Annotated in this window: 18 protein-coding genes and 1 riboswitch; of the genes, 3 read left to right on the top strand and 15 right to left on the bottom strand. The window is 46.1% G+C overall.

Features of this window, described 5'->3' with window-relative positions; all coding sequences use genetic code 11:
* Nucleotides 1-205: 205 nt before the first annotated feature.
* Entirely contained in the window at nt 206-1,396 is a 1,191-nt protein-coding gene (locus JJQ88_RS10230) for an MFS transporter (protein ID WP_210365786.1), read from the bottom strand.
* 193 nt (nt 1,397-1,589) lie between these two features.
* Between JJQ88_RS10230 and JJQ88_RS10225 the strand changes: the two genes are divergently transcribed.
* Nucleotides 1,590-2,105, top strand: coding sequence for a DoxX family protein (locus tag JJQ88_RS10225; protein WP_210365785.1), 516 nt, complete (start codon nt 1,590-1,592; stop codon nt 2,103-2,105).
* A gap of 133 nt (nt 2,106-2,238) precedes the next feature.
* Nucleotides 2,239-3,009 (top strand): STAS domain-containing protein, encoded by a 771-nt coding sequence (locus tag JJQ88_RS10220; protein WP_210365784.1) that lies wholly within the window; start codon nt 2,239-2,241, stop codon nt 3,007-3,009.
* A 982-nt stretch (nt 3,010-3,991) separates the two neighbouring features.
* Here the strand turns inward: JJQ88_RS10220 and JJQ88_RS10215 are convergent.
* From JJQ88_RS10215 to JJQ88_RS10170, 10 genes are all read right to left on the bottom strand, one after another.
* Nucleotides 3,992-5,251, bottom strand: a complete 1,260-nt coding sequence (locus tag JJQ88_RS10215; RefSeq protein ID WP_210365783.1) for a DUF445 domain-containing protein — start codon at nt 5,249-5,251, stop codon at nt 3,992-3,994.
* Between the two features lie 572 nt (nt 5,252-5,823).
* Nucleotides 5,824-6,354: a chromate transporter gene (locus tag JJQ88_RS10210; RefSeq protein WP_210365782.1), complete on the bottom strand. Its 531-nt coding sequence runs from the start codon at nt 6,352-6,354 to the stop codon at nt 5,824-5,826.
* A gap of 2 nt (nt 6,355-6,356) precedes the next feature.
* Nucleotides 6,357-6,923 (bottom strand): chromate transporter, encoded by a 567-nt coding sequence (locus JJQ88_RS10205; protein ID WP_210365781.1) that lies wholly within the window; start codon nt 6,921-6,923, stop codon nt 6,357-6,359.
* 664 nt (nt 6,924-7,587) lie between these two features.
* On the bottom strand, nt 7,588-9,243 hold the full coding sequence (locus tag JJQ88_RS10200) for a methyl-accepting chemotaxis protein (protein WP_210365780.1): 1,656 nt from the start codon (nt 9,241-9,243) through the stop codon (nt 7,588-7,590).
* A gap of 25 nt (nt 9,244-9,268) precedes the next feature.
* Nucleotides 9,269-10,252 carry a BMP family lipoprotein gene (locus JJQ88_RS10195; protein WP_246861048.1) on the bottom strand — a complete coding sequence of 328 codons (984 nt, stop codon included), beginning with the start codon at nt 10,250-10,252 and terminating at the stop codon, nt 9,269-9,271.
* 413 nt (nt 10,253-10,665) lie between these two features.
* Complete coding sequence (locus tag JJQ88_RS10190; RefSeq protein WP_210365779.1) at nt 10,666-11,322, bottom strand: potassium channel family protein; 657 nt, start codon at nt 11,320-11,322, stop codon at nt 10,666-10,668.
* Between the two features lie 12 nt (nt 11,323-11,334).
* Nucleotides 11,335-12,675: a TrkH family potassium uptake protein gene (locus tag JJQ88_RS10185; protein WP_210365778.1), complete on the bottom strand. Its 1,341-nt coding sequence runs from the start codon at nt 12,673-12,675 to the stop codon at nt 11,335-11,337.
* A 168-nt stretch (nt 12,676-12,843) separates the two neighbouring features.
* Nucleotides 12,844-12,987, bottom strand: a riboswitch (cyclic di-AMP (ydaO/yuaA leader).
* 232 nt (nt 12,988-13,219) lie between these two features.
* Complete coding sequence (locus JJQ88_RS10180; protein ID WP_210365835.1) at nt 13,220-13,948, bottom strand: amino acid ABC transporter ATP-binding protein; 729 nt, start codon at nt 13,946-13,948, stop codon at nt 13,220-13,222.
* Between the two features lie 29 nt (nt 13,949-13,977).
* Nucleotides 13,978-14,643 (bottom strand): amino acid ABC transporter permease, encoded by a 666-nt coding sequence (locus JJQ88_RS10175; RefSeq protein WP_210365777.1) that lies wholly within the window; start codon nt 14,641-14,643, stop codon nt 13,978-13,980.
* A 37-nt stretch (nt 14,644-14,680) separates the two neighbouring features.
* Nucleotides 14,681-15,460 (bottom strand): transporter substrate-binding domain-containing protein, encoded by a 780-nt coding sequence (locus JJQ88_RS10170; protein ID WP_210365834.1) that lies wholly within the window; start codon nt 15,458-15,460, stop codon nt 14,681-14,683.
* 251 nt (nt 15,461-15,711) lie between these two features.
* Between JJQ88_RS10170 and JJQ88_RS10165 the strand changes: the two genes are divergently transcribed.
* Nucleotides 15,712-16,602, top strand: a complete 891-nt coding sequence (locus tag JJQ88_RS10165; RefSeq protein WP_210365776.1) for a diacylglycerol/lipid kinase family protein — start codon at nt 15,712-15,714, stop codon at nt 16,600-16,602.
* 179 nt (nt 16,603-16,781) lie between these two features.
* On the opposite strand, the gene JJQ88_RS10160 is transcribed toward JJQ88_RS10165, so the two are convergent.
* From JJQ88_RS10160 to JJQ88_RS10145, 4 genes are all read right to left on the bottom strand, one after another.
* A complete protein-coding gene (locus JJQ88_RS10160; RefSeq protein WP_210365775.1) occupies nt 16,782-17,558 on the bottom strand; it encodes a sulfite exporter TauE/SafE family protein in 777 nt (258 codons plus the stop codon).
* A 92-nt stretch (nt 17,559-17,650) separates the two neighbouring features.
* Complete coding sequence (locus JJQ88_RS10155; RefSeq protein ID WP_210365774.1) at nt 17,651-17,878, bottom strand: sulfurtransferase TusA family protein; 228 nt, start codon at nt 17,876-17,878, stop codon at nt 17,651-17,653.
* A gap of 35 nt (nt 17,879-17,913) precedes the next feature.
* Nucleotides 17,914-19,035, bottom strand: a complete 1,122-nt coding sequence (locus JJQ88_RS10150; RefSeq protein WP_210365773.1) for an MBL fold metallo-hydrolase — start codon at nt 19,033-19,035, stop codon at nt 17,914-17,916.
* Between the two features lie 42 nt (nt 19,036-19,077).
* On the bottom strand, nt 19,078-19,650 hold the full coding sequence (locus JJQ88_RS10145) for a sulfurtransferase TusA family protein (protein ID WP_210365772.1): 573 nt from the start codon (nt 19,648-19,650) through the stop codon (nt 19,078-19,080).
* Nucleotides 19,651-19,659: the final 9 nt, after the last annotated feature.

Here is a 19,659-nt window from a genome sequence, read left to right as displayed (position 1 = left end):
ATGATCGTTCCCTTTTCCTCTTTTCTCGAACCCGTTTGGGACGATCTCCATTGGATTGTTCCCATTTTGTCTTTCTGGGAACCCGTTTGGGTACGACCTCTGTTCTAATTTTTCTTTTTGCGCCTTCATGGCCTAGCTGCGAAACTTATGCACCTTCATAAAAAAGCCCATTCCAGATAATAATCCGGAACGGGCTTTTTTAGAACTAATGTTTATTGAACCAAAGCAAGTAGACATACAAGAGAATCGAAAAGAAGACAGAAATGGCCGATGCTATGTAGATGCTCCCGTATCCGAGCCAGTGGCCGATCTGCCCGAATGCCATTGCACCGATACCAACGCCAAGATCAAAGAAGGAAAAAAAGGTGGCATTCGCCATTCCTTTTCGGTTCATTGGTGCATTCTGGACGGACCATGCCTGGAGGGCAGGCTGGACAGAACCGAAGCCTATCCCATACAGACCCGCAGCAATGAACATCACGAGTGAACTTGGCAGCCACGAAAGGAGCACCATCGCAATCAGGATCAGAAGCGTACCAGGGATGAATACAGCTCGATGGCCTTTCTTATCGTATAGCCTTCCAGCGAAGGATCGCGCCAGCATCAAGGCTAAGGCAAAAATCAAAAAGTACCATTGAATGCCTCCGATTCCTTTTTGTGTGGTGTAAAGTGGCAGGAACGAAGTGATTCCGCCGAAGGTCACGGTAATGAAGAAAAGCAGCAGGGATGGCTGTACAGCCGTTTTTTCATAAAAATCCCATTTTTCCGCTGTGACCTCCCTTTCCGTTTTCTCCACTTTCTTGTAATGGATCCTGGATGCTAGCAGAAGTGCGGTGAATCCCAGCAGGGCACAGAATAAAAACAATTGCTTGAACGAAATGGCTTCAGTAAGCGCCAGTCCCAGTGATGGCCCGAATGCAAGCGCCAGGTTCCCTGATAGCCCAAAGTAACCCATGCCTTCTCCCCTGCGCTTTGGCGGGATCAAATCGGTGGCAATCGTTCCTGAAGCTGTTGTGGAATAACCCCAGCCGATTCCCTGGACAATCCTCATCGCAAAGAGGAAGGTGATTCCAAGCGCAAACCCATAGGATCCTACTGACAGGACAAAAATCACAAGTCCTGTCATATAAATAGATCCTCTCCCTTTTGTTTCGAGCGCTCTCCCAGCATATGGGCGGATAAGCAGTGCGGAAAAAGTGAAGATGCCGACGACAAAGCCAATTAGCTGATCATTGCCTCCGAGGTGCTCAACAAATAAAGGAATGGTGGGCAGTGTCATTTGGAACCCTAGAAAGATAAAAAAGTTGGCCAGGAAAATCAGTAAAAAATCCCTGCTCCATATTTTTTCAGTGTCCTGGTTCGCTCCGGATATCGCAGCATTTGATTGCTTCGCCATATTTTTCCTCCATCCATTCTTCTTTGTCCTGTGAATAAGGGATTTGCCTCCTTTTTTTCTGTATGTTCAAAATGCTGTCAATTTGTTGTTGCTATTTTGTGAACATATTCACATAAACATCATTCTTACCGTGAATTTTGATATATTGTAAGTGTAATAAATAATTACTCTTTTTTGAAGGGAAGCGATTTATATGTTCGCGAAATGGTTAAGGGAAAGTAACGTTGCTGCCGGTATTCTGACAGTGTTGCGCTTATATCTTGGTTACTCATGGCTGACTGCGGGTTGGGGAAAATTGACTGGAGGAGGATTCGATGCTTCCGGGTATTTGAAAAATGCGGTCGCGAATCCTGTCAAGGGGCCGGACGGAAACGTCATTTACGGCTGGTATGTATCATTCCTTGAAAGCTTCGCACTTCCGAATATTGAACTTTTCAACTTCATCGTCCCGCTTGGCGAATTCCTGATCGGCCTTGGACTCATTCTTGGATGCCTGACTACTGCTGCCATGTTCTTCGGCCTAGTGATGAACTTCTCTTTCTTCCTTGCCGGAACTGTATCACATAACCCAACTGACATCTTCCTTGGATTCATCATCCTGTTCGCGGGCTACAACGCTGGCAAATACGGCCTTGACCGCTGGGTAGTTCCATTCATCCGCAAGACTGTCTTCAAGCAAGCGCCTGATGCAGCACATAAAACAGCCTAACTAAAAACAAACAAGGCACTTGAAATACCCCCGTCATCGCTTGTCCCCCTAAGCGTGACGGGGGTTTCTATTTGCTTCCAGTTCATTTAATCGCTATAATTTCAGTATTGCTAAGAGAATTGGAGCGAACTTCATGTTTAATTTCGATACTGTGAATACTGTTCACCTTCTGGATAAAATCCAGGAGAATATCTTTATCGCGGATAACAAAGCAAATATTGTATTCATCAACGAATGCGCCAAGGAGTTATTAACCAAAATCGGACCGTATGTGGGGATCGATTCCCCCGAAGGTTTCATCGGAAGGAACCTTGATTTATTCGCAGAGAAGCAGCAACAAAGACGCATCGCTGAAGGGCCGTTCCCTAAAACTGTGAACGCTACGTTATTCAATACTTTTTCCGCGGAGGTCACCGTGGACAGGCTTACCGATATGGATAACGCTCCAAACGGCTATATCCTTACCTGGAAGGATGTGACCGAATTCGAAGAGATCCTCCTAGAGAGCAAAAAGCAAATCCAGGTTCTCGATATGCCAGCCATCCCGCTGTCAGTTGATACTGCTTTCCTTGTTCCTGTTATGGGAAAACTGACAGCCGAGAGACTTTCACTGATGGAGGAAAAGGTACTGGCACATTGCGCCGCAAAACAAAATGAATATGTGATCTTTGATTTCACAGGAGTATCCGAGGAATTGGATGCGGCATGTACGTCAAAGCTGCAGGAAACAATCAATGCCCTGAAGCTTATGGGTACAAACTCCATATTTGTTGGCATACGGCCTGAAATGGCCAAATCAATGGTGCTTGACGGACTGAGAATAAATGTCCCGACCTTCAATACCTTCGTCCATGGAATCCGTCATATCTGGAAAGAAACAGGATACCAGCTGATCAAGTTATAAAAAAGAAAAAGCCAGGCTCTTTAACGGATTCTGGTGCCTGTCACAAAAATGATTCTCAGGGCAAATAGACAATTGGAATGCCATTAAATTTGATGGTCTATTTTCATTGATCTATCGTCATTGATTGTTGTCGTAAAATTTGTAGACTAACAGAAACTTCTGCAAATCTCGGTACATATTAACCTATTTAGTTAACAAAATAGATTAATCAAAAACCGCTTAGCGTCATCGTTAAGCGGTTTTGCTTTTATTAATAGGCTGTGTTAAAGCTGAATGTTATTTTTTAAAGAGGTGATTGGAACGGAAGGGACTGACTCCTCGAAAATGCTAATGCATTTCCTTCGTGCGTGGGCGAATTCGCCGGAGCCTTTCAGTGTCCTGCGGGATGCAGAGGCAAGGTGGAGGCCCCGCAGGCGCAAAGGGCCGAGGAGATAGGGAAGCTGAAGCGATTTGGCCAGCCCCGACAAGCGCTGGCCGACTAAGACCGCCGCGTCCTGCGGCAACGTCGGCACTAGGACGTCCTGTCCGTCGAAGGGCCTGACAGTGAAGTCGCTCTTTGACTTCACTGTCAGGCGCTAAGCGACTCGGAGGGGCTAAGCGCTGAAGCTGGACCAGCTCCACTGACCCCCCGCGGAAAGCATGTCCCTGGAGTGGAAGTAAAAATCAACACCCAAGTTTAACAGAGCCTATTAATAAGGTCTTTTAGCGAATCCAGCACCCGTTCACTTGAATATAGTCCTTCACAAACTCGAAATGTAATATAGTATGTTGTTTCCTGTATAGTAAATCAGTGGCTTAATAAAGCACTTCGAAGTCTATGCCTTCAACTTATGTTTTTATAAAATGAGTAATTTAATGCCTGAAAATAAAAGGACCAAATCGCTAACTTAGCCCAATTTGGTCCGCAAAACCAATGACATTTTTAATTACCATAAACGTTGCTTTCTATATTGGAAATCCACTTATCCGGACCCGGTACAGTTTACAGCACGATGAATTTAAAGAGCGTCAGGCCAATGCCGATCAGGAAACCGCAAACAGCTCCATTAACTCGGATCCATTGCAAATCTTTGCCGACATTGTTCTCCATCATATCGATCAATGTTTCAGTATCCAGTTTATCAAGGTTTTCTTTTACAAGTTTCCCGATTTTCGAGTGATTCCTTTCAATCAGGCCTGCCAGCTTATCGTGCAGCCACTTTTCGATTCCGGCCACTTTTTCGGGGTTTCCCTTTATTTCATCCATGAATTTATTCACCAGCGGAATCACATGTTCTGCAACAAAGCTTTCCTTTTCAATAAAAGCAACGGCGCGTGCCTTAAAATTCAATAACACATTCCTGATTTGATCGGATAGGTCCATGTCTTCAACCATCTTATTTTTCCAGCTTTGGATTTCCATCAAGAGTGCTTCACGCCCGCCAACGCCGCCAAGCTCCTTGCGCACTTTTTCGAGAATCATATGCCTATATGGATTCTCTTCCTCCTTCAGGTTTTTCATCCTTTTTAAAATAAATGACTGCAGCATATTGCCGATTTTTTCTTCAGTGATCAAGTTGCTGAATGACTGGATCGCAAACTTCAACAGTCCATCAGCCTGGGTTGTTTCAACAGCCTGCTTCCCCATTTTCCCAAGGACCAACTTCGCTTCTTCCCTCGATGCCCACTTCTCCGTTTCATCAAGTACATAATTGAATGCAGCTTCTTCGTATTTTTTCTCCAGTACATGGTCAGCAGTTCTTTGCAGGAATATAGAAGCATCCACCGAAAGAAGGAACTCTTTGATTTCCGTTTCGATTGATGGCCCGAATTTCTCAATATCAACTTTGGCAGCCGCCTCGAGTGCGAAAGATTGGATACTCCTCTTGACAGAATCTGTCTGCAATTCTTTTTCAACAACTTCAAATATTTTATCCAAAATATGAATCTGGTTGAATTTCTCCATGATACTTTCTTTCGTCAACCAGTCATTTTCAAGCATATTGATCAGCGCGCGAGTCATCTTGTCACGATTTTTCGGCAGCAATGCCGTATGCGGAATCGGAATGCCAAGCGGGTGCCTGAACAGCGCTGTGACAGCAAACCAGTCAGCAAGGCCGCCGACAAGCCCTGCTTCAAAGCCGCCCATCAGCAGCCTGCCGGCAAACGTCTCCTGAAAAGGGATAGTTGCAATGAAACCAATCCCCATAATTGCCAGGGAAATAGCAGCTAAATGTCTCGATTTCTTGTCTTTCTTATTCATAAATCTCCCTCTATTGAATGGATTGAATTGAATTAAGTGGTGGGTAAACACTATGAATCCTATTGATAAAAAAGCAGGGTTACGGATGTTCCCGCTGAAAAAAAACGCACTACTGGAACATCGGCTGTTGTCCCTTTAAATATATTAACCAATTTATAGGCTGTAGGCTATAAAAATGGAAAGTCCTCTTGGAAGTGCAAATGAGAAGGACTGGATCACATGATTTCTTTTGGCTGTAATCTTTGTTGCTTTTTAGAAAATAGTTGGTTTCCACTAAAGGTTTCTCGCTTTCCGCGGGGCGTGAGTTAAGCCTCGCGGCTGTGGGGCTCAATTTTTAGGCAAAGAATCATTGGAAAGCCCTTATGGGAAAAAAGAAAGGCTGTTTTCTAACTGAATCCATTTTAAGAGAAACAAATCGCTCGAAAAGATGGATTGGAACGGAAGATTCGGGGCCCATCGAAAATGGAAATGTACCTTCTTTGTGCGTGGGTGAATTCACAGAAACTCATCCAGTGTCCAGCGGAATCAGCGGGCCTGAAGTCCGAAAGCTTTTTTTAAATTCTCCCCTCTGTTCAAGAAAGAACAAGGGCACCATAAAAGAGCGCTCCACCAATGACATATGCTGGATGCACCTTCAATTTTTCCATCAAGACGAAGCTGATGCCCCCAATCAGGATTGTCTGGGACAACCCAATACCTTCATAGGAAGAGAAAAAGAAATCATAGGTCATCACTCCTAACAAAACGGCAATGACTGGGCGAACAACGATGGTCAGCCGCTTTACCTTAGGGGAATCTTTATACTTCATTAGAATGCTCAGCAGGCCGATCATCAATATTAGCGAGGGAGCCACTGTCGCAAAAATCCCCACAATCGCACCCAGTATTCCCCCTTGTGTATAGCCAATATAGCCAGCCATCTTCGTGGCGATTGGGCCGGGCAGGGCATTTCCCATGGCGAGCACCTCACTGAAATCATTGACGGTCATCCAACCATAGCGGTCGACGACCTCGTTCTCGATTAGCGGTATAGAGGCTGGCCCCCCTCCATAACCGAGAATGCCGGGGATAAAAAATGCCAAAAAGATTTTGATATAAATCATGGCTATCCCTCCTGCTCCGCTTTTTCCGTAGGGGTATGATCCTTTTTCAGCAGGGCGCCAACGAGCAAGACAAAGATCAAGATGGCCGGATGGACATGAAGGAGCTGCAGAACCGCTGCAGTTCCTGTAAGCGCGAAAACCGTCCATCCCCAGCCAAGCTTCGACTTCCCGGCCTTCTTGACAAAATCCCATGTTAAAACCGCAAGCATTACGGCAACTACCGGAACGACCGCTTCTGCCATACCCCTTACCCACGCTTCATCTTTATAAGTATTCAGGACGGTCAAGAGGAGAATCATAAGAATGATTGTCGGCACGATTGTCGCTGCCAGAGCAGTGAGCATGCCAACTACACCCCCAACACGATAACCAATATAGCCAGCCATCTTCGTTGCAATCGGACCCGGTAAAGCATTGCCAAGCGCAAGTATATCGCTGAATTCATCCGAATCCAGCCATTTGTATCGCTCAACTGCCTCTTTATGCACAAGCGGGATGGACGAAGGGCCGCCGCCGTAGCCCAATAGCCCAACCCTGAGAAAAGCCAGGAAAATATCGGTCTGTTTCATCGTTCCCTTCACCTACTCTCTCTGATTATTCCATTATAGTCCCAAAGTCAACATGCTGCATAAAAATTGGCGTCATATCCTTAAAAAATCATGAAATTACACAGAACCATTCGTTCTAATTCTTTCATTATTTGGAGGTTATCCTGTTCATTAGCTGCCTGAATTGCCTGTCTTCAGCGATATGCTTTCCGTTGCTTGGAATATCTCCCGATCAGTGGATGAATTTTTGATTCGGCTCCATAATCGGTCCATCCCCACTCGAATCTCCCAATCCATCCGCATATTCTCCCGATAATGGGCTGGATTCTCCCATTGGGGCCCAGGATTCTCTCGATTATGAACCGAATTCTGTCCATCCCCGCCGGATTCTCCCACTCCATCCGCATATTCTCCTGATAATGGGCCGGATTCTCCCAATGGGGCCCAGGATTCTCTCGATTATGAACCAAATTCGGTCCATCCCCGCCGGATTCTCCCAATCCATCCGCATATTCTCCCGGTAATGGGCTGGATTCTCCCATTGGGGCCACATATTCTCCCGATTCACCCGCATATTCTCCCGAAAATAGGCCATATTCTCCCGTTCTGCCTTATTTTGTAAAAAAATTCCCGTTTTCTCTCTTGCTAATCAAAAAAACCGGGCAGCCATCTGCCCGGTCACAAATTATCTTTCAAACTTGAACACTGATACAGTTTCATTCATCTCATTCGTGAGCTTCCGCAGGTCGGTCACTTTTCTTGAGAGGTTTTCAAACGCGGATAGCTGTTCTGTCGTGGAGGCGGAAATTTCCTCGCTGCCCGCTGCGGTTTCCTCGACAACAGCGCTGATGGATTCGACATTGTTCAGGACTTTGGCGCCCAACTCCTTTGTTGACTCCATGCCCTGGACAAGCTGGATGATGCGACCAGAAATGCCACCGACAGTAGTTTCGATATGTTCAAAAGCAGCCATCGTTTTATCCATCGAGTCCATTTGCTCGTCGGCGATCGTCCCGCCTTTCTGGACGGCATTTTCAATGTCGCCGAGACCGCCCTTCAGCAAGTTGACCATCTCAAAAATCTGGCTGGTTGCAGCTGTCGATTCTTCTGCCAGCTTTCTCACTTCCTGGGCGACGACAGCAAACCCTTTTCCCGCTTCCCCTGCCCGCGCCGCTTCGATGGCCGCATTGAGCGCAAGGAGATTTGTCTGTGCGGCAATCGCTGAAACAGACGATGCCATATTTTCGATTTCAGCTGCATACGAAACAAATTTATCGGTCGCTGACTGAATCGAGAAGGAAGCGTTCTTGTTTTCAGTAATCAATGCCTTTTGCCCCTCGATGACTTTCCTTCCCTCACTGATCGCTGCCACTGCTTCTTTGCTGTAGCTGGATGATTGCTGTGAATGCTCTAAATTCATCATAATTTCCTTATCCATGTCGTCAATCAGCTGGACCGATTGCTGGAGATCCTCAGACACAGTTTGGGCACCGGCAGACAATTCATCGGTCGATACCGCAACTTGATTCGAAATTTCGGTGAGAGCGATATTTTCACCTTCGATTTGCTCCGCGAATCCTTCAACCTGAGCGCTCGCCATGTTCACTTTTTGCAGCAATCCAGTTAGCTGCGCTGCCATCATATCGAAGGAATCATTCAAATCGCCAAGTTCATCCTTATGTTTGTATGGCACTTTCTCGATGATCAAATTGCCGCGTGCGATTTCCTGGGCATTCTCGGCAATCCGCTTCAACGGTCCCGTGATTGAGCTTGTCAGTCTGTAGCCGATTCCACCCGCAACAGCCACGAGGATGATACTTCCGATTGCGGCAAACAGGATGATGAATTGGATTTTATCCCGCAAATCCTGCTGAAGAAAATCATAATGCTCATCAGCCTGGATGTTGAGGAGGTGGAGATCGTTCAGGATCCCGTCGCTCCGGATGGACTGCCGCTTCACTTCAGGGCTGTCCTTCTCTTCAAGTCCACTTTTTGACTCTGATTGGAGCGCTGAGAATTTTTCTGCTGCCTTTTTCAGCACTTCCCTGCTCTCGCCTTCTTTGATCAGACTGTCTGCCTTCTTGAAAAGTTCAGCTGTCTTATCAAGCCTGTTGATGGCTTCTTGCTTGTTCCCATCTGTGGGATTGAAGGAAAAATTACTCAGGCTCTGCTTTGCTGACGATGTTTCGGCCTGAAGATTCTGGACAGTCAGCAACACTTGTACATAATCCTGGTTGGAAGCCTGTACCATTAGCATCCTGTAGATAATAAAAGAAATCATTGCAATCGAAAGGCCGATTGCCAGCAACAAGTTAAGCAATATTTTATTCTTGATTGACATAATTCGCTCCCCCAAGCTAAGGCTGTTATTCTACTCGAATGGAAATTTCATTGTTGGACAGCTTTGCTTCCAGGTCTTGCAATTTCCCGTTCTGTTCTTCAGAAAGCTTGATGACCCTTATTGGCGCCAGCCCGACTCCATTTTCAGTCATGCCGAGCTCGATCGGTCCTGAGGCAAGCTTCTCTTCATTTGCAAACTCTTTGATTGTTTCATATAAGGCCACATCAATATTTTTCAGCATGGAAGTCACAACGGCTTTCTCTGCGAAAAAGTACTGGTCGCTATCGACACCGATGGCGTATTTTTTCTCTTGCTGGGCTTCCTGGAGGACACCGACTCCGGTCAGGCCGGCAGCTGCATATAGAACATCAGCCCCGTCTGCGATCATGTCCGCTGCAATACCTGCACCCAGGTCAGCATTGCCGAAATCATTGGCATATACAACTTTTATCTCCGCATTCGGATTGACTGCTTTCGCACCCTGCTCGAAGCCTGACTTGAACTTGCGGATCAGCGGCACGTCCGCCCCTCCGATAAATCCTACTTTATTTGTCTTGGAAACCATTCCTGCGATTGCTCCGGCTAGGAAGCTCCCTTGTTCCTCCTTGAATGTGATCGAAGTGATATTTTCCATTTCCGAAACAGAATCAATGAGGATGAATTTCTGTTTTGGATACTTCTTCGCCACTTTCTCGAGGTCCTCCACGACCATGAAACCCAATCCTACAACAATGTCATTCCCGGCTTCAACCAGCTCGGTAAGTCCTTTTTCATAAGTACCCGAGGTCTGGAGTTCACGGTAATCGAAAAAGATGCCAAGCTCATCCCGGGCTTTGACCAGCCCAGCAAACGCTGCATCACTGAATGACTGATCCCCAAGACCGACATCCGACAGCATAACGCCGACTTTCATTCGGTCCTTTTTAACTTCCTCTTCACCTGAACAGCCAGCAAGGCTGCCAATCAATAATAAAAAGATTAAGAAAACACTCGATGTTTTTGTCTTCAAAGTTGACCTTCCCCTTCAATTTGCAATCTTAACCTTTTCATCGACACGATCCGCTCTATTTTTACAATGACGGAAAAAATCAATTTGTTGTTAATTTTCCAAAAACCAATTTAATACGTGTTGTGTAAGCCAGATGTTTTTTGGTTTTGTTTGATTTATCCAGCATGAATGAGAAAGTTACAGGAGTTTACTAGAATCGCCGCCCGCTTATTACGGCATGAATGAGAAAGCTTTAGATGTTTTTCGCGATCACTTAACGAACCCGTTATGAAACGGGTCCAGCAGAGAATGATCTGCAAGATGGAGTGGGCTGGAATGGAGAAAATTACGGATGGTTCCTAGGATAGGGCGTTTGGAGCCAGCATGAATGGAAAAGCAGGCTGCACTTCAACGCAGCCTGCTTTCCTTTAAGGTCATTTTATTTTAGAGAATTTATCGAGGTCGGTGTTTTCGCCGAGTACAATCAGGATGTCGTCTGCCCGCAAAGTCTTTTCCGGATCCGGGGAGATGTCGACCTTTGTCCCCGTCTTGATTCCAATGACGGTGATGTTGTACTTCGCACGCAAATTGATTTCAATCAGATTTTTCCCCGCCATGCTCATTGGAAGTTTTATTTCCTCAATACTGTAGTCATCGGACAGCTCAATGAAATTCAGGACATTCGGTGACGCCATCAGCTGATGGGCGACACGTTCGCCCATGTCCCGCTCTGGGAAGATGACTTTATCCGCCCCTACTTTGAAGAGCACCTGTGCATGGTGCTTATTGAGTGCCTTGGCAACAACGTTGGCTACGCCCATTTCTTTCAGCAGCAGCACGGTCAGGATGCTCGCCTGGATATCATCTCCAATCGCGACGATGACTGTATCGAAATTCCTGATCCCGACCTGTTTCAACGTTTGCTCATCGGTTGAATCGCCGATGACCGCATGGGTGACCTGATCCTTGTATTCTTCAATGTATTGCTCTTTCTTATCGATCGCCAGCACTTCATTTCCTTCATTGTAAAGGGAAGTCGCGACACTGGAGCCAAATCTCCCCATCCCGATTACTGCATATTGCTTTGCCATGACTACATCCTCCTACCCTATCATAACTTTTCCTTCCGGATACCGGTAATGGTTGGCCTTCCGTTTCTTCGCTATCGCAAAAGCGAGTGTCAGCGGGCCAACCCTTCCAGCAAACATTGTAAAAATAATGATCATTTTTCCTATTTCCGATAATTCAGGGGTGAGCCCCATTGACAGGCCAACTGTTGCAAACGCTGAGGTGGCCTCGAATAAAACCATCAGAAAGTCTTTTCCCCCTTCCGTGATCGTCAACACCATTGTCACAAAGGTGACAAGAAAAAGCGAACCAAACATGACGGTCAGGGACTTATAGATGAGGCCATATTCAATTCTCCTGCCGAAAAATGAAACATTATCGTCTCCCCTGATCTGGGACTTGAATGCCCCAGCCAGGATGGCGAACGTCGTCGTTTTGATCCCTCCGCCTGTAGATCCAGGGGATGCCCCGATAAACATCAGGAGAACGATTAAAAACAGCGTCGTTTGCTTCAAATCTGGAATGCTTAACGTATTCGATCCAGCCGTCCTTGGAGTCACTGACTGGTAAAGAGCCCCGATAATCTTTCCTGGCAGCGACAATGGCCTCAATGTTGCTGGATTGTGATACTCAAAAATGAAAATCAGGATGGCCCCTCCAATGGCAAGTGCTGAAGAGACAATCAACACCATCTTGCTGTGGAGCGAGATTTTCTTCGTCATCCTGTATTCGAAAATTTCATTCATCACAATGAACCCGATTCCGCCAAGGCTGATCAGCGAAACGACTGTCAGGTTGACAACCGGGTCTTCCGCATAGGCTGTCAGGCTCCGGTAATCTCCCATCAAATCAAAACCAGCATTGTTAAAGTTCGAGATGGCGTGGAAGAATCCAAAATAAATCGCTTTTCCCACTGCCATGTCACGGGCAAACCGGAGGGATAATAATATCCCGCCTGCGATTTCAATTACTGCCGTAAAGATCAGGATTCTCCTGACAAGGCGAACGATCCCTTCAACCGTCCCATTATTCAATGCCTCCTGGATAATCAGCCTTTCCTTGAAGGAAATCCTTTTACCAAGAATGAAGGCCAGCAGTGTGGCAAAGCTCATGAAGCCAAGTCCGCCTACCTGGATCATCGAGAGGATGACCACTTCCCCGAAAAGGGTGAACGTATCACCTGTATCCACCACGACAAGCCCAGTCACACAGGTGGCAGATGTTGCCGTGAATAAGGCATCAATCCATGTCAGCCCTTTGCCATCCACTGTGGCAGCAGGAAGTGAGAGCAGAATCGAGCCCATCAGGATGATCAAACCAAACCCGATGACCAGGATTTTGGGAGCTTCCAACTTAAGACCTATTCTTCTGCGCATTTAATCCGCCTTCTTCCATAGTATGGGGAACTTTTTCAATCCTACTTCAAGGCAGCCATATTACGGATCCTGGTAAATTCCATCTTCCCGGAAAAAAATAAAAAGCCCCCAGAGGCTAAAAGCTAATAGCCTTGTGGACTTTACGAGCGATCGTCTCACAAGCTTCACCTTCCTCTTCTGCAACGCTTGCGGAGTTAGCTGTCGGATTAGGGCCCAGAATGGCCCCGCCCTTTTGAAAGGCTTCACCCCAAGTGATTTCACACCACAGGAAAATGGTTCCCCCGCTCCTATCGGATTCAGCGATTTAGAAATATGAAACAGATTTATTTTTCAATATCTTAAAACTGTTGTAATCATACTCCCTACCCATGATGGTTGTAAAGTATGAAAAGGAAGCCAAAATTGGTCCTTTTTCATCAATTCAGTTCAAAAAATGGAGTTAATCCCCTCATTCCTTACTGAATCTTTCTTTTTCATGGCTATCAACATCCAGCCTAAAAAACAAACAGTCCCGCATTCGATTTGCAGGACTGTTTGCATCATGCTATTTCAGTACCGTCGTCTGGATGAATTCCCTTGTACGCTCTTCCTTCGGATTGCTGAAGAACTCTTCTGGCTTCGCTACTTCCACGATATTTCCATTGTCCATGTAAACAATCCAGTCGGCGACCTCACGGGCAAAACCCATTTCGTGGGTAACGACGACCATGGTCATCCCCTCTTCTGCCAATTCCTTCATCGTGGACAATACCTCCCCGACCAGTTCCGGGTCGAGAGCCGATGTCGGTTCGTCAAACAGCATGATGTCCGGCTTCATCGCAAGCGCCCGAGCAATCGCAACCCTTTGCTTTTGGCCACCTGACAGCTTGCTCGGATAAACATCCGCTTTATCTTCAAGGCCGACCTTGCGAAGAAGCTCGCGTGCCTGTTTGATTGCATCACTCTTTTCAACCTTCTTGACATGGATCGGGGCTTCAATGACATTTTTCAGGACAGTCATATGCGGAAACAGGTTGAAGTGCTGGAACACCATCCCTACCTTCTGGCGCACGTCATTGATGTCATGGGTGTCCTGGGTGACTTCCTTTCCTCCAATAATGATTTTGCCATTGTCCTTCTTCTCAAGGAAGTTGATGCATCGGAGCAGCGTACTCTTTCCCGAGCCGCTGGCTCCAACGAGGCAGACAACCTCACTTTCTTTTACCGTCAAATTGATATCCTTTAGGACATGAAGGTCCCCGTATGATTTATTCAAATTCTCGATATGGATTATTTCAGTTTTATACACTAATTTGCCCTCCTTTACCTGTCACTTACAGCCAGTTTCTTTTCAATCATGCTTACCATCCATGTCAGCAGCGCAACAAGTACGAGATAGTAGAACGCAACAATCAGCAGGTATGTCATCTCGTCAAAGTTGTTTGATCCAAGTGTGGTCGCTACGTTGAACAGCTCGTTCATTGAAATGAAGGCTGCAAGGGACGAATCCTTGAGCCCGATGATGAACTGGTTGCCAAGTGGCGGAAGCGAGCGGCGGAAAGCCTGCGGGAGAATAATCCTCCTCATCGTCAATGATTTGGACATCCCAAGCGAGCGCCCCGCCTCCATCTGGCCCCTGTCGACTGACTGGATCGTGCCCCGGAAAATTTCCGCGATATAGGCGCCATTATGGAAGGCCAGGGCCAGAGCCGCCGCCCAAAAGTCAGGAATGAGGAATATCCCGCTGATCCCGAAATACAAAATGAAAATCTGGACGATCAGCGGCGTACCTCTGACAAGATAAACATAGGCGTCCGAAATCCAGCCCAATACTTTTATGTTCGATATTTTTAAAAGTGCAAAGAAAAGACCGATGACTATTCCCACTAAAATAGACACAACGGTAAGCTGCAAGGTAAGCAGCATGGCGTCAATAAATAAATCCTTGCTGTCAATCAGCGTATTTAAAATATGTCCTATGCTTGGCAAATCTCCAACATCCCTTCTATTCTATTTATCGATTGTTTTACTCGGGCTTCTTGGTGATGTCTTCCCCGAAGTATTTTTGGCTGATTTTTGAGAGGGTACCGTCCTTCCGAAGCTTTTCCAGCGCTTCGTTGACTCTTTTAAGAAGCTCAGGATTGTCCTTCGGAATAACCACGGCCTGCTCACTTCTTTCAATCAACTGTTTGCCGGTTATTTTAAAGCCTTCCTTGGCCGCGCTTTTCCCGGTGACAAAATCCGTGATCACAGCATCATGCCTTCCGCTGCTCAAGGCTTTCAAGGCAGTGATGTCACTGTCATACATTTTAATGTTAGAAGTGTACTTCGAGGCTGTATCCGCATAGGTTGATCCCTTTGCTACAGCAACTTCCTTCCCTTTCAGATCATCTACGGTTTTGATATTGCTATCTGGGCGGGTGAAAATCTGGGGCCCGGAGTAATAATACGGGGTAGAGAATAAAACGTGCTTGCTTCGCTGGGGGTTGATCGTGTGGCTCGCTACAGCTACATCCGCACGGCCAGTCTTGACTCCTTCAACAATTCCCTTGAACTTCATCCTTTTTTGGACAGGCTCCAAGCCCATTTCCCTGGCAAGTGCTTCCCCTACTTCGATGTCGAAGCCTGTCATCGTCAGATCATCGTTAAGATAACTGAACGGTTTGAACTCACCTGAAGCGGTAAAAGTAAGTTCATCCTTGTCGATCAGCTTTGCGCCGTCCTCAAGCTGTTCCTTCTCAGCACAGGCAGACAGCACAAAAGCCATCAGGAATAATAGCATGTATAATAACCATTTTTTGCGCATTGACCCAATTTCTCCTCTCTCTGTTTGCTCTGCTTTTTCACCAAGGACTTCTGCAACCATGCCGCAAGGGCAACTGAACTCTTTTTTATCCATGAAGTTTGGCAGAGACTCCCTTATAAAATTTCGGGTGATAACTAAATACCCTAATTTCTTTGTGAATAATCATCAGACTTCCACCGGTTTATACGGCAAAGGGAAAAGGTAAAATAATAGCATTGATTTAAAGGAAATTAGGATGGGAGGCTTTTGCTATGAAGGCAATGATCATCTTGAATCCATCTTCCGGCAAAGAAAAAGCAAACGACTTTGTTCAACAGATAAAGGCAGCTTTACGTGATGAATATAGGGAGATAGAGGTCAGGAAAACTAGGAAAGAAGGGGATGCGACTGCTTTCGCCCGGGAAGCGTGCGAGTCGCTGACAGACACGGTCATCTCCGCCGGCGGAGACGGAACGATCAATGAAACAATCAATGGGCTTGCCGAGCAGGCACATCGCCCCAGGCTGGGAATCACCCCGCTTGGAACAGTCAACGATTTTGCAAGGGCCCTGAATATCCCGCTTGATCCTTATGAGGCCATTCAAGTTTTGCTTCAAAATTCGCATAGAGGGGTGGATGTCGGCAAGATCAACGATGATTATTTTGCAAATGTGCTTGCTGTCGGCTCAATCGCAGAGGCGTCCTATCATGTTTCACCCGAACGGAAAACACGGCTTGGTACATTCGCTTATTTCATTGAGGGAGCCAAATCGTTCCTATCAAATGACTTAATTGATCTTTGCATTAGGCATGACAATGGAAAGTGGGAAGGAAAGGCTTTTTTGCTGCTGGCGGCGCTGACGAATTCAGTCGGGGGCTTTGAGTCTCTTGCTCCGGAAGCGGAAGTTAATGATGGGAAATTCCATGCCTTCATCATAAAAAAAGGCTCGATTCCCGGAATCGCAAAAATCATTCCATCCCTGATAAAAGGTGAATTGAAGGAAAGTGAAGAGGTTGAATATTTCAGGACAGCATATCTCGATGTTTCGTCTCCTGTAAGACATTACATTAATATCGACGGAGATGAGGGCGGGCCATTGCCGTTTAAAGCGAGAGTCCTGCCTCGCCATCTTGAAGTTTTCGTTCCGGCTGGAACGAAATGAGGTTTAAAGCTGTCTATATGGAGCCATCACAAGCTGTAAGTGCTTATTTTTTTCATCCATTGAGGATGCCAATCGCCATGATTGGGTACCGGGGGGAATCGCTCTCTCCCACCCTGTGGTTGCAAAACTTTTTCAATATACCAAAAAACCTGAGCCATTAAGCTCAGTTTTTTTGATGATTATAAAATATCCAGCCAAATTTTGATGGCGGTGGCCAAAATCAATATTGCCAGGATATATTGCAGCACTTTTGTATTGATCTTCTTGCCTGCGTTCGCGCCAAGCGGCGATGCGATGAGGCTGGCAACGACCATGATAAGCGCCGGAATATAATCAACCTGGCCAGTCGCAAGCTTGCCTACTGTCGAACCGATAGAGGAGATGAAGGTGATTGCCAGCGATGTGGCGATGGTCATCCTTGTCGGAATTTTCAGGACAACAAGCATGATTGGAACAAGCAGGAATGCACCTGCCGCGCCGACAATACCTGCTCCGATTCCTACGATGAAAGCGAAAAAGGCAGCGAGCCATTTATTGAATGTGACCTGATCAAGCGGAATGTCGTCGATGTTCTTTTTCGGTACAAACATCATGATTGCCGCTATAAGCGCAAGGACTCCATAAACAACGTTGATGCCGCCTTCAGACATCAATCTTGAACCATAGCTCCCGATGAAGCTTCCGGCAAGGATGCTGGTCCCCATATAGATGATCAAGGTCTTATTCAAGTAGCCCCCCTTCCGGTAAGCCCAAACGCCTCCGATCGTTGCGAAGAATACTTGGACAGCGCTGATTCCAGATACTTCATGGGCGCTGAAAGCAGCCAGGCCAAATAACGGCGGGATGTATAAGAGCATGGGATATTTGATGATGGAACCGCCGATTCCAACCATTCCGGATATAAATGACCCAATAAAACCAATTAAGAAAATGACGATTATGAAAGTTAAATCCATTTTCGGCTTCCTCCTTATCTAAAATGATTATAAGCCTTTAAAACAACTCAAGAAAGCAAAAGAAAAGGGAGTGGATCCTCCCCTTTCTTCACTTACGCCTTCTTGATCCAGAACTTGAATACACCGTTGTCTTCTTCGTGCTTCAGAAGTTCGTTCCCGGTGGATTCAGCCCATGCTGAAAGATCTTTTACAGCTCCTTTATCAGTTGTGTGGATTTCTAATACTTCCCCGGATTGCAGGTCTGTGATTGCTTTCTTTGTCTTAACGATTGGCATTGGACAAGATAATCCTTTTGCGTCTAATACTTTTGCTACGTTCATGTTATTATTCCTCCTAAGTTGTGATTTAATGCTTTTTATCTTACCGCACAGCGGTTTGGACCTATTTCCATTTCTCTCTGTTCTTCTTCATCAGGGGTGATTTTACCCATGTTGGTTTTACGTATTTCCTGGTACGCATTCGGCTGCGGCGGCAAGTTTTCTGTTACCAGCTTCCTGAATTCCGATTCATCCTCGATATTCAGTCCATGGTTCTTCGCGAACAATGTACCCAGCTTTTCAGATACGCTTCCATCTTCATTCAATTCATCAATGATCATGAAGTGGGCTGGCAGCACCAGCAATTCATCAGAAAGCTGCTTATACCGTACATACAAGGATTCCCTCAGGTCCGCAACCCAGTCTTCCGCTTTTCCGGCAAGGTCCGGACGGCCGATGGAATCGATGAACAGGATATCTCCGGAAAGCAGGTACTTTCCATCCACAACAAATGAAGTGGATCCAATTGTGTGTCCCGGTGAGTACAGGGCATTGATTTCGATGTTTGTATCGCCAATTTTCACGACATTGCCATCTTCGAGCGGCTGGTAATCGAAAACAACCTCTCCTGCATCCTTTGGAGGCAGCCAGTATGTTGCTTCCGTTGCTTCGGCAATTTTCCTTCCGCCTGAAATGTGGTCAGCGTGCAGGTGAGTATCGAAGGCATGCTTGATTTCAACATTAAGTTCCTTCGCAAAGTCAAGATATACATCTGTCATCCTTGTAGCGTCGATCAATGCTGCTTCGCCATTTGAAACAACCATATATGACAGGCATCCTTTGCCAATGCGGACGAACTGGTACATGGAGCCGCCATCCTTCAAATCGCCAACCTTGACGGGCTCAAGATGTTCGCTCCATGCTTTCATGCCACCCTGAAGGTATGATACTTCACGGCCTGCTTCTTCAAGCATTTCCGCTACCATCACGGAAGAACCTTCCTTGGCGCAGACGACAAGCACTTCTTTGTCAGTCGGAATCCTGTCAAGGATTTCTTCTACTCCATCAAGCAAATCAAAATATGGGATATTTAAGTGTTCAAAATTTTCCCCTTCGATTTTCCAATCCTGGAAGTCGCCTTCGTTACGGACATCAAGGATAAAAAGCGGGTCCTTATTGAAAACTTTTTTGGTAACCTCTTTAGAAGTCATAGCTTTCATGATTACGATTACCTCCTCGGGTATGAATGTATTCAAAAAAATTTATTTTACTTTGGATTCAGTCGGCCCATTCCACTCGGACATGCCTGGAACAACATTCCATACGTTTTCAAAACCGTTGTCTGAAAGGGTCTGGGATGCCATGTCACTTCTATTTCCAGTGCGGCAAACGACCATGATCGGCTTTGATTTATTTAGTTCTGCCAGCCGTGCTTCAAGCTCGCCAAACGGGATGGAAATGGCGTTTGGAATATGGCCAAAAGCATATTCAGCTTGCTCGCGGACATCCAGGATAACAAGATCTTCACCGGATTCAAGCTTTTTGCTTAGTTCGTCGTTCGACAATACATTTGGATATTGGATTTCTTCTTTTTCCTCGCCTGCTTTTCGGATGTAGTGTTTCAGCACATCCCCTTCTTCGATTGTGCCAAGATATTGGTGTCCTGAGCTTTTGGACCAAGCCTGGATATCTGCCCTTGATCCTTTATCCGTTGCAAGTACTTCCAAAACCTCTCCTGGGTTCAAAGTATTGATTGCTTTTTTTGTCCTGACAATCGGCATTGGGCATGCCAGCCCTTTTGCATCGACTGTGGAATTCGCTTTTACAATTTCCATTGTTTGACC

Source organism: Bacillus sp. REN3 (assembly GCF_017912555.1).
Lineage (GTDB): Bacteria > Bacillota > Bacilli > Bacillales > Cytobacillaceae > Mesobacillus.
This window is presented reverse-complemented; position numbering and strand designations above follow the sequence as displayed.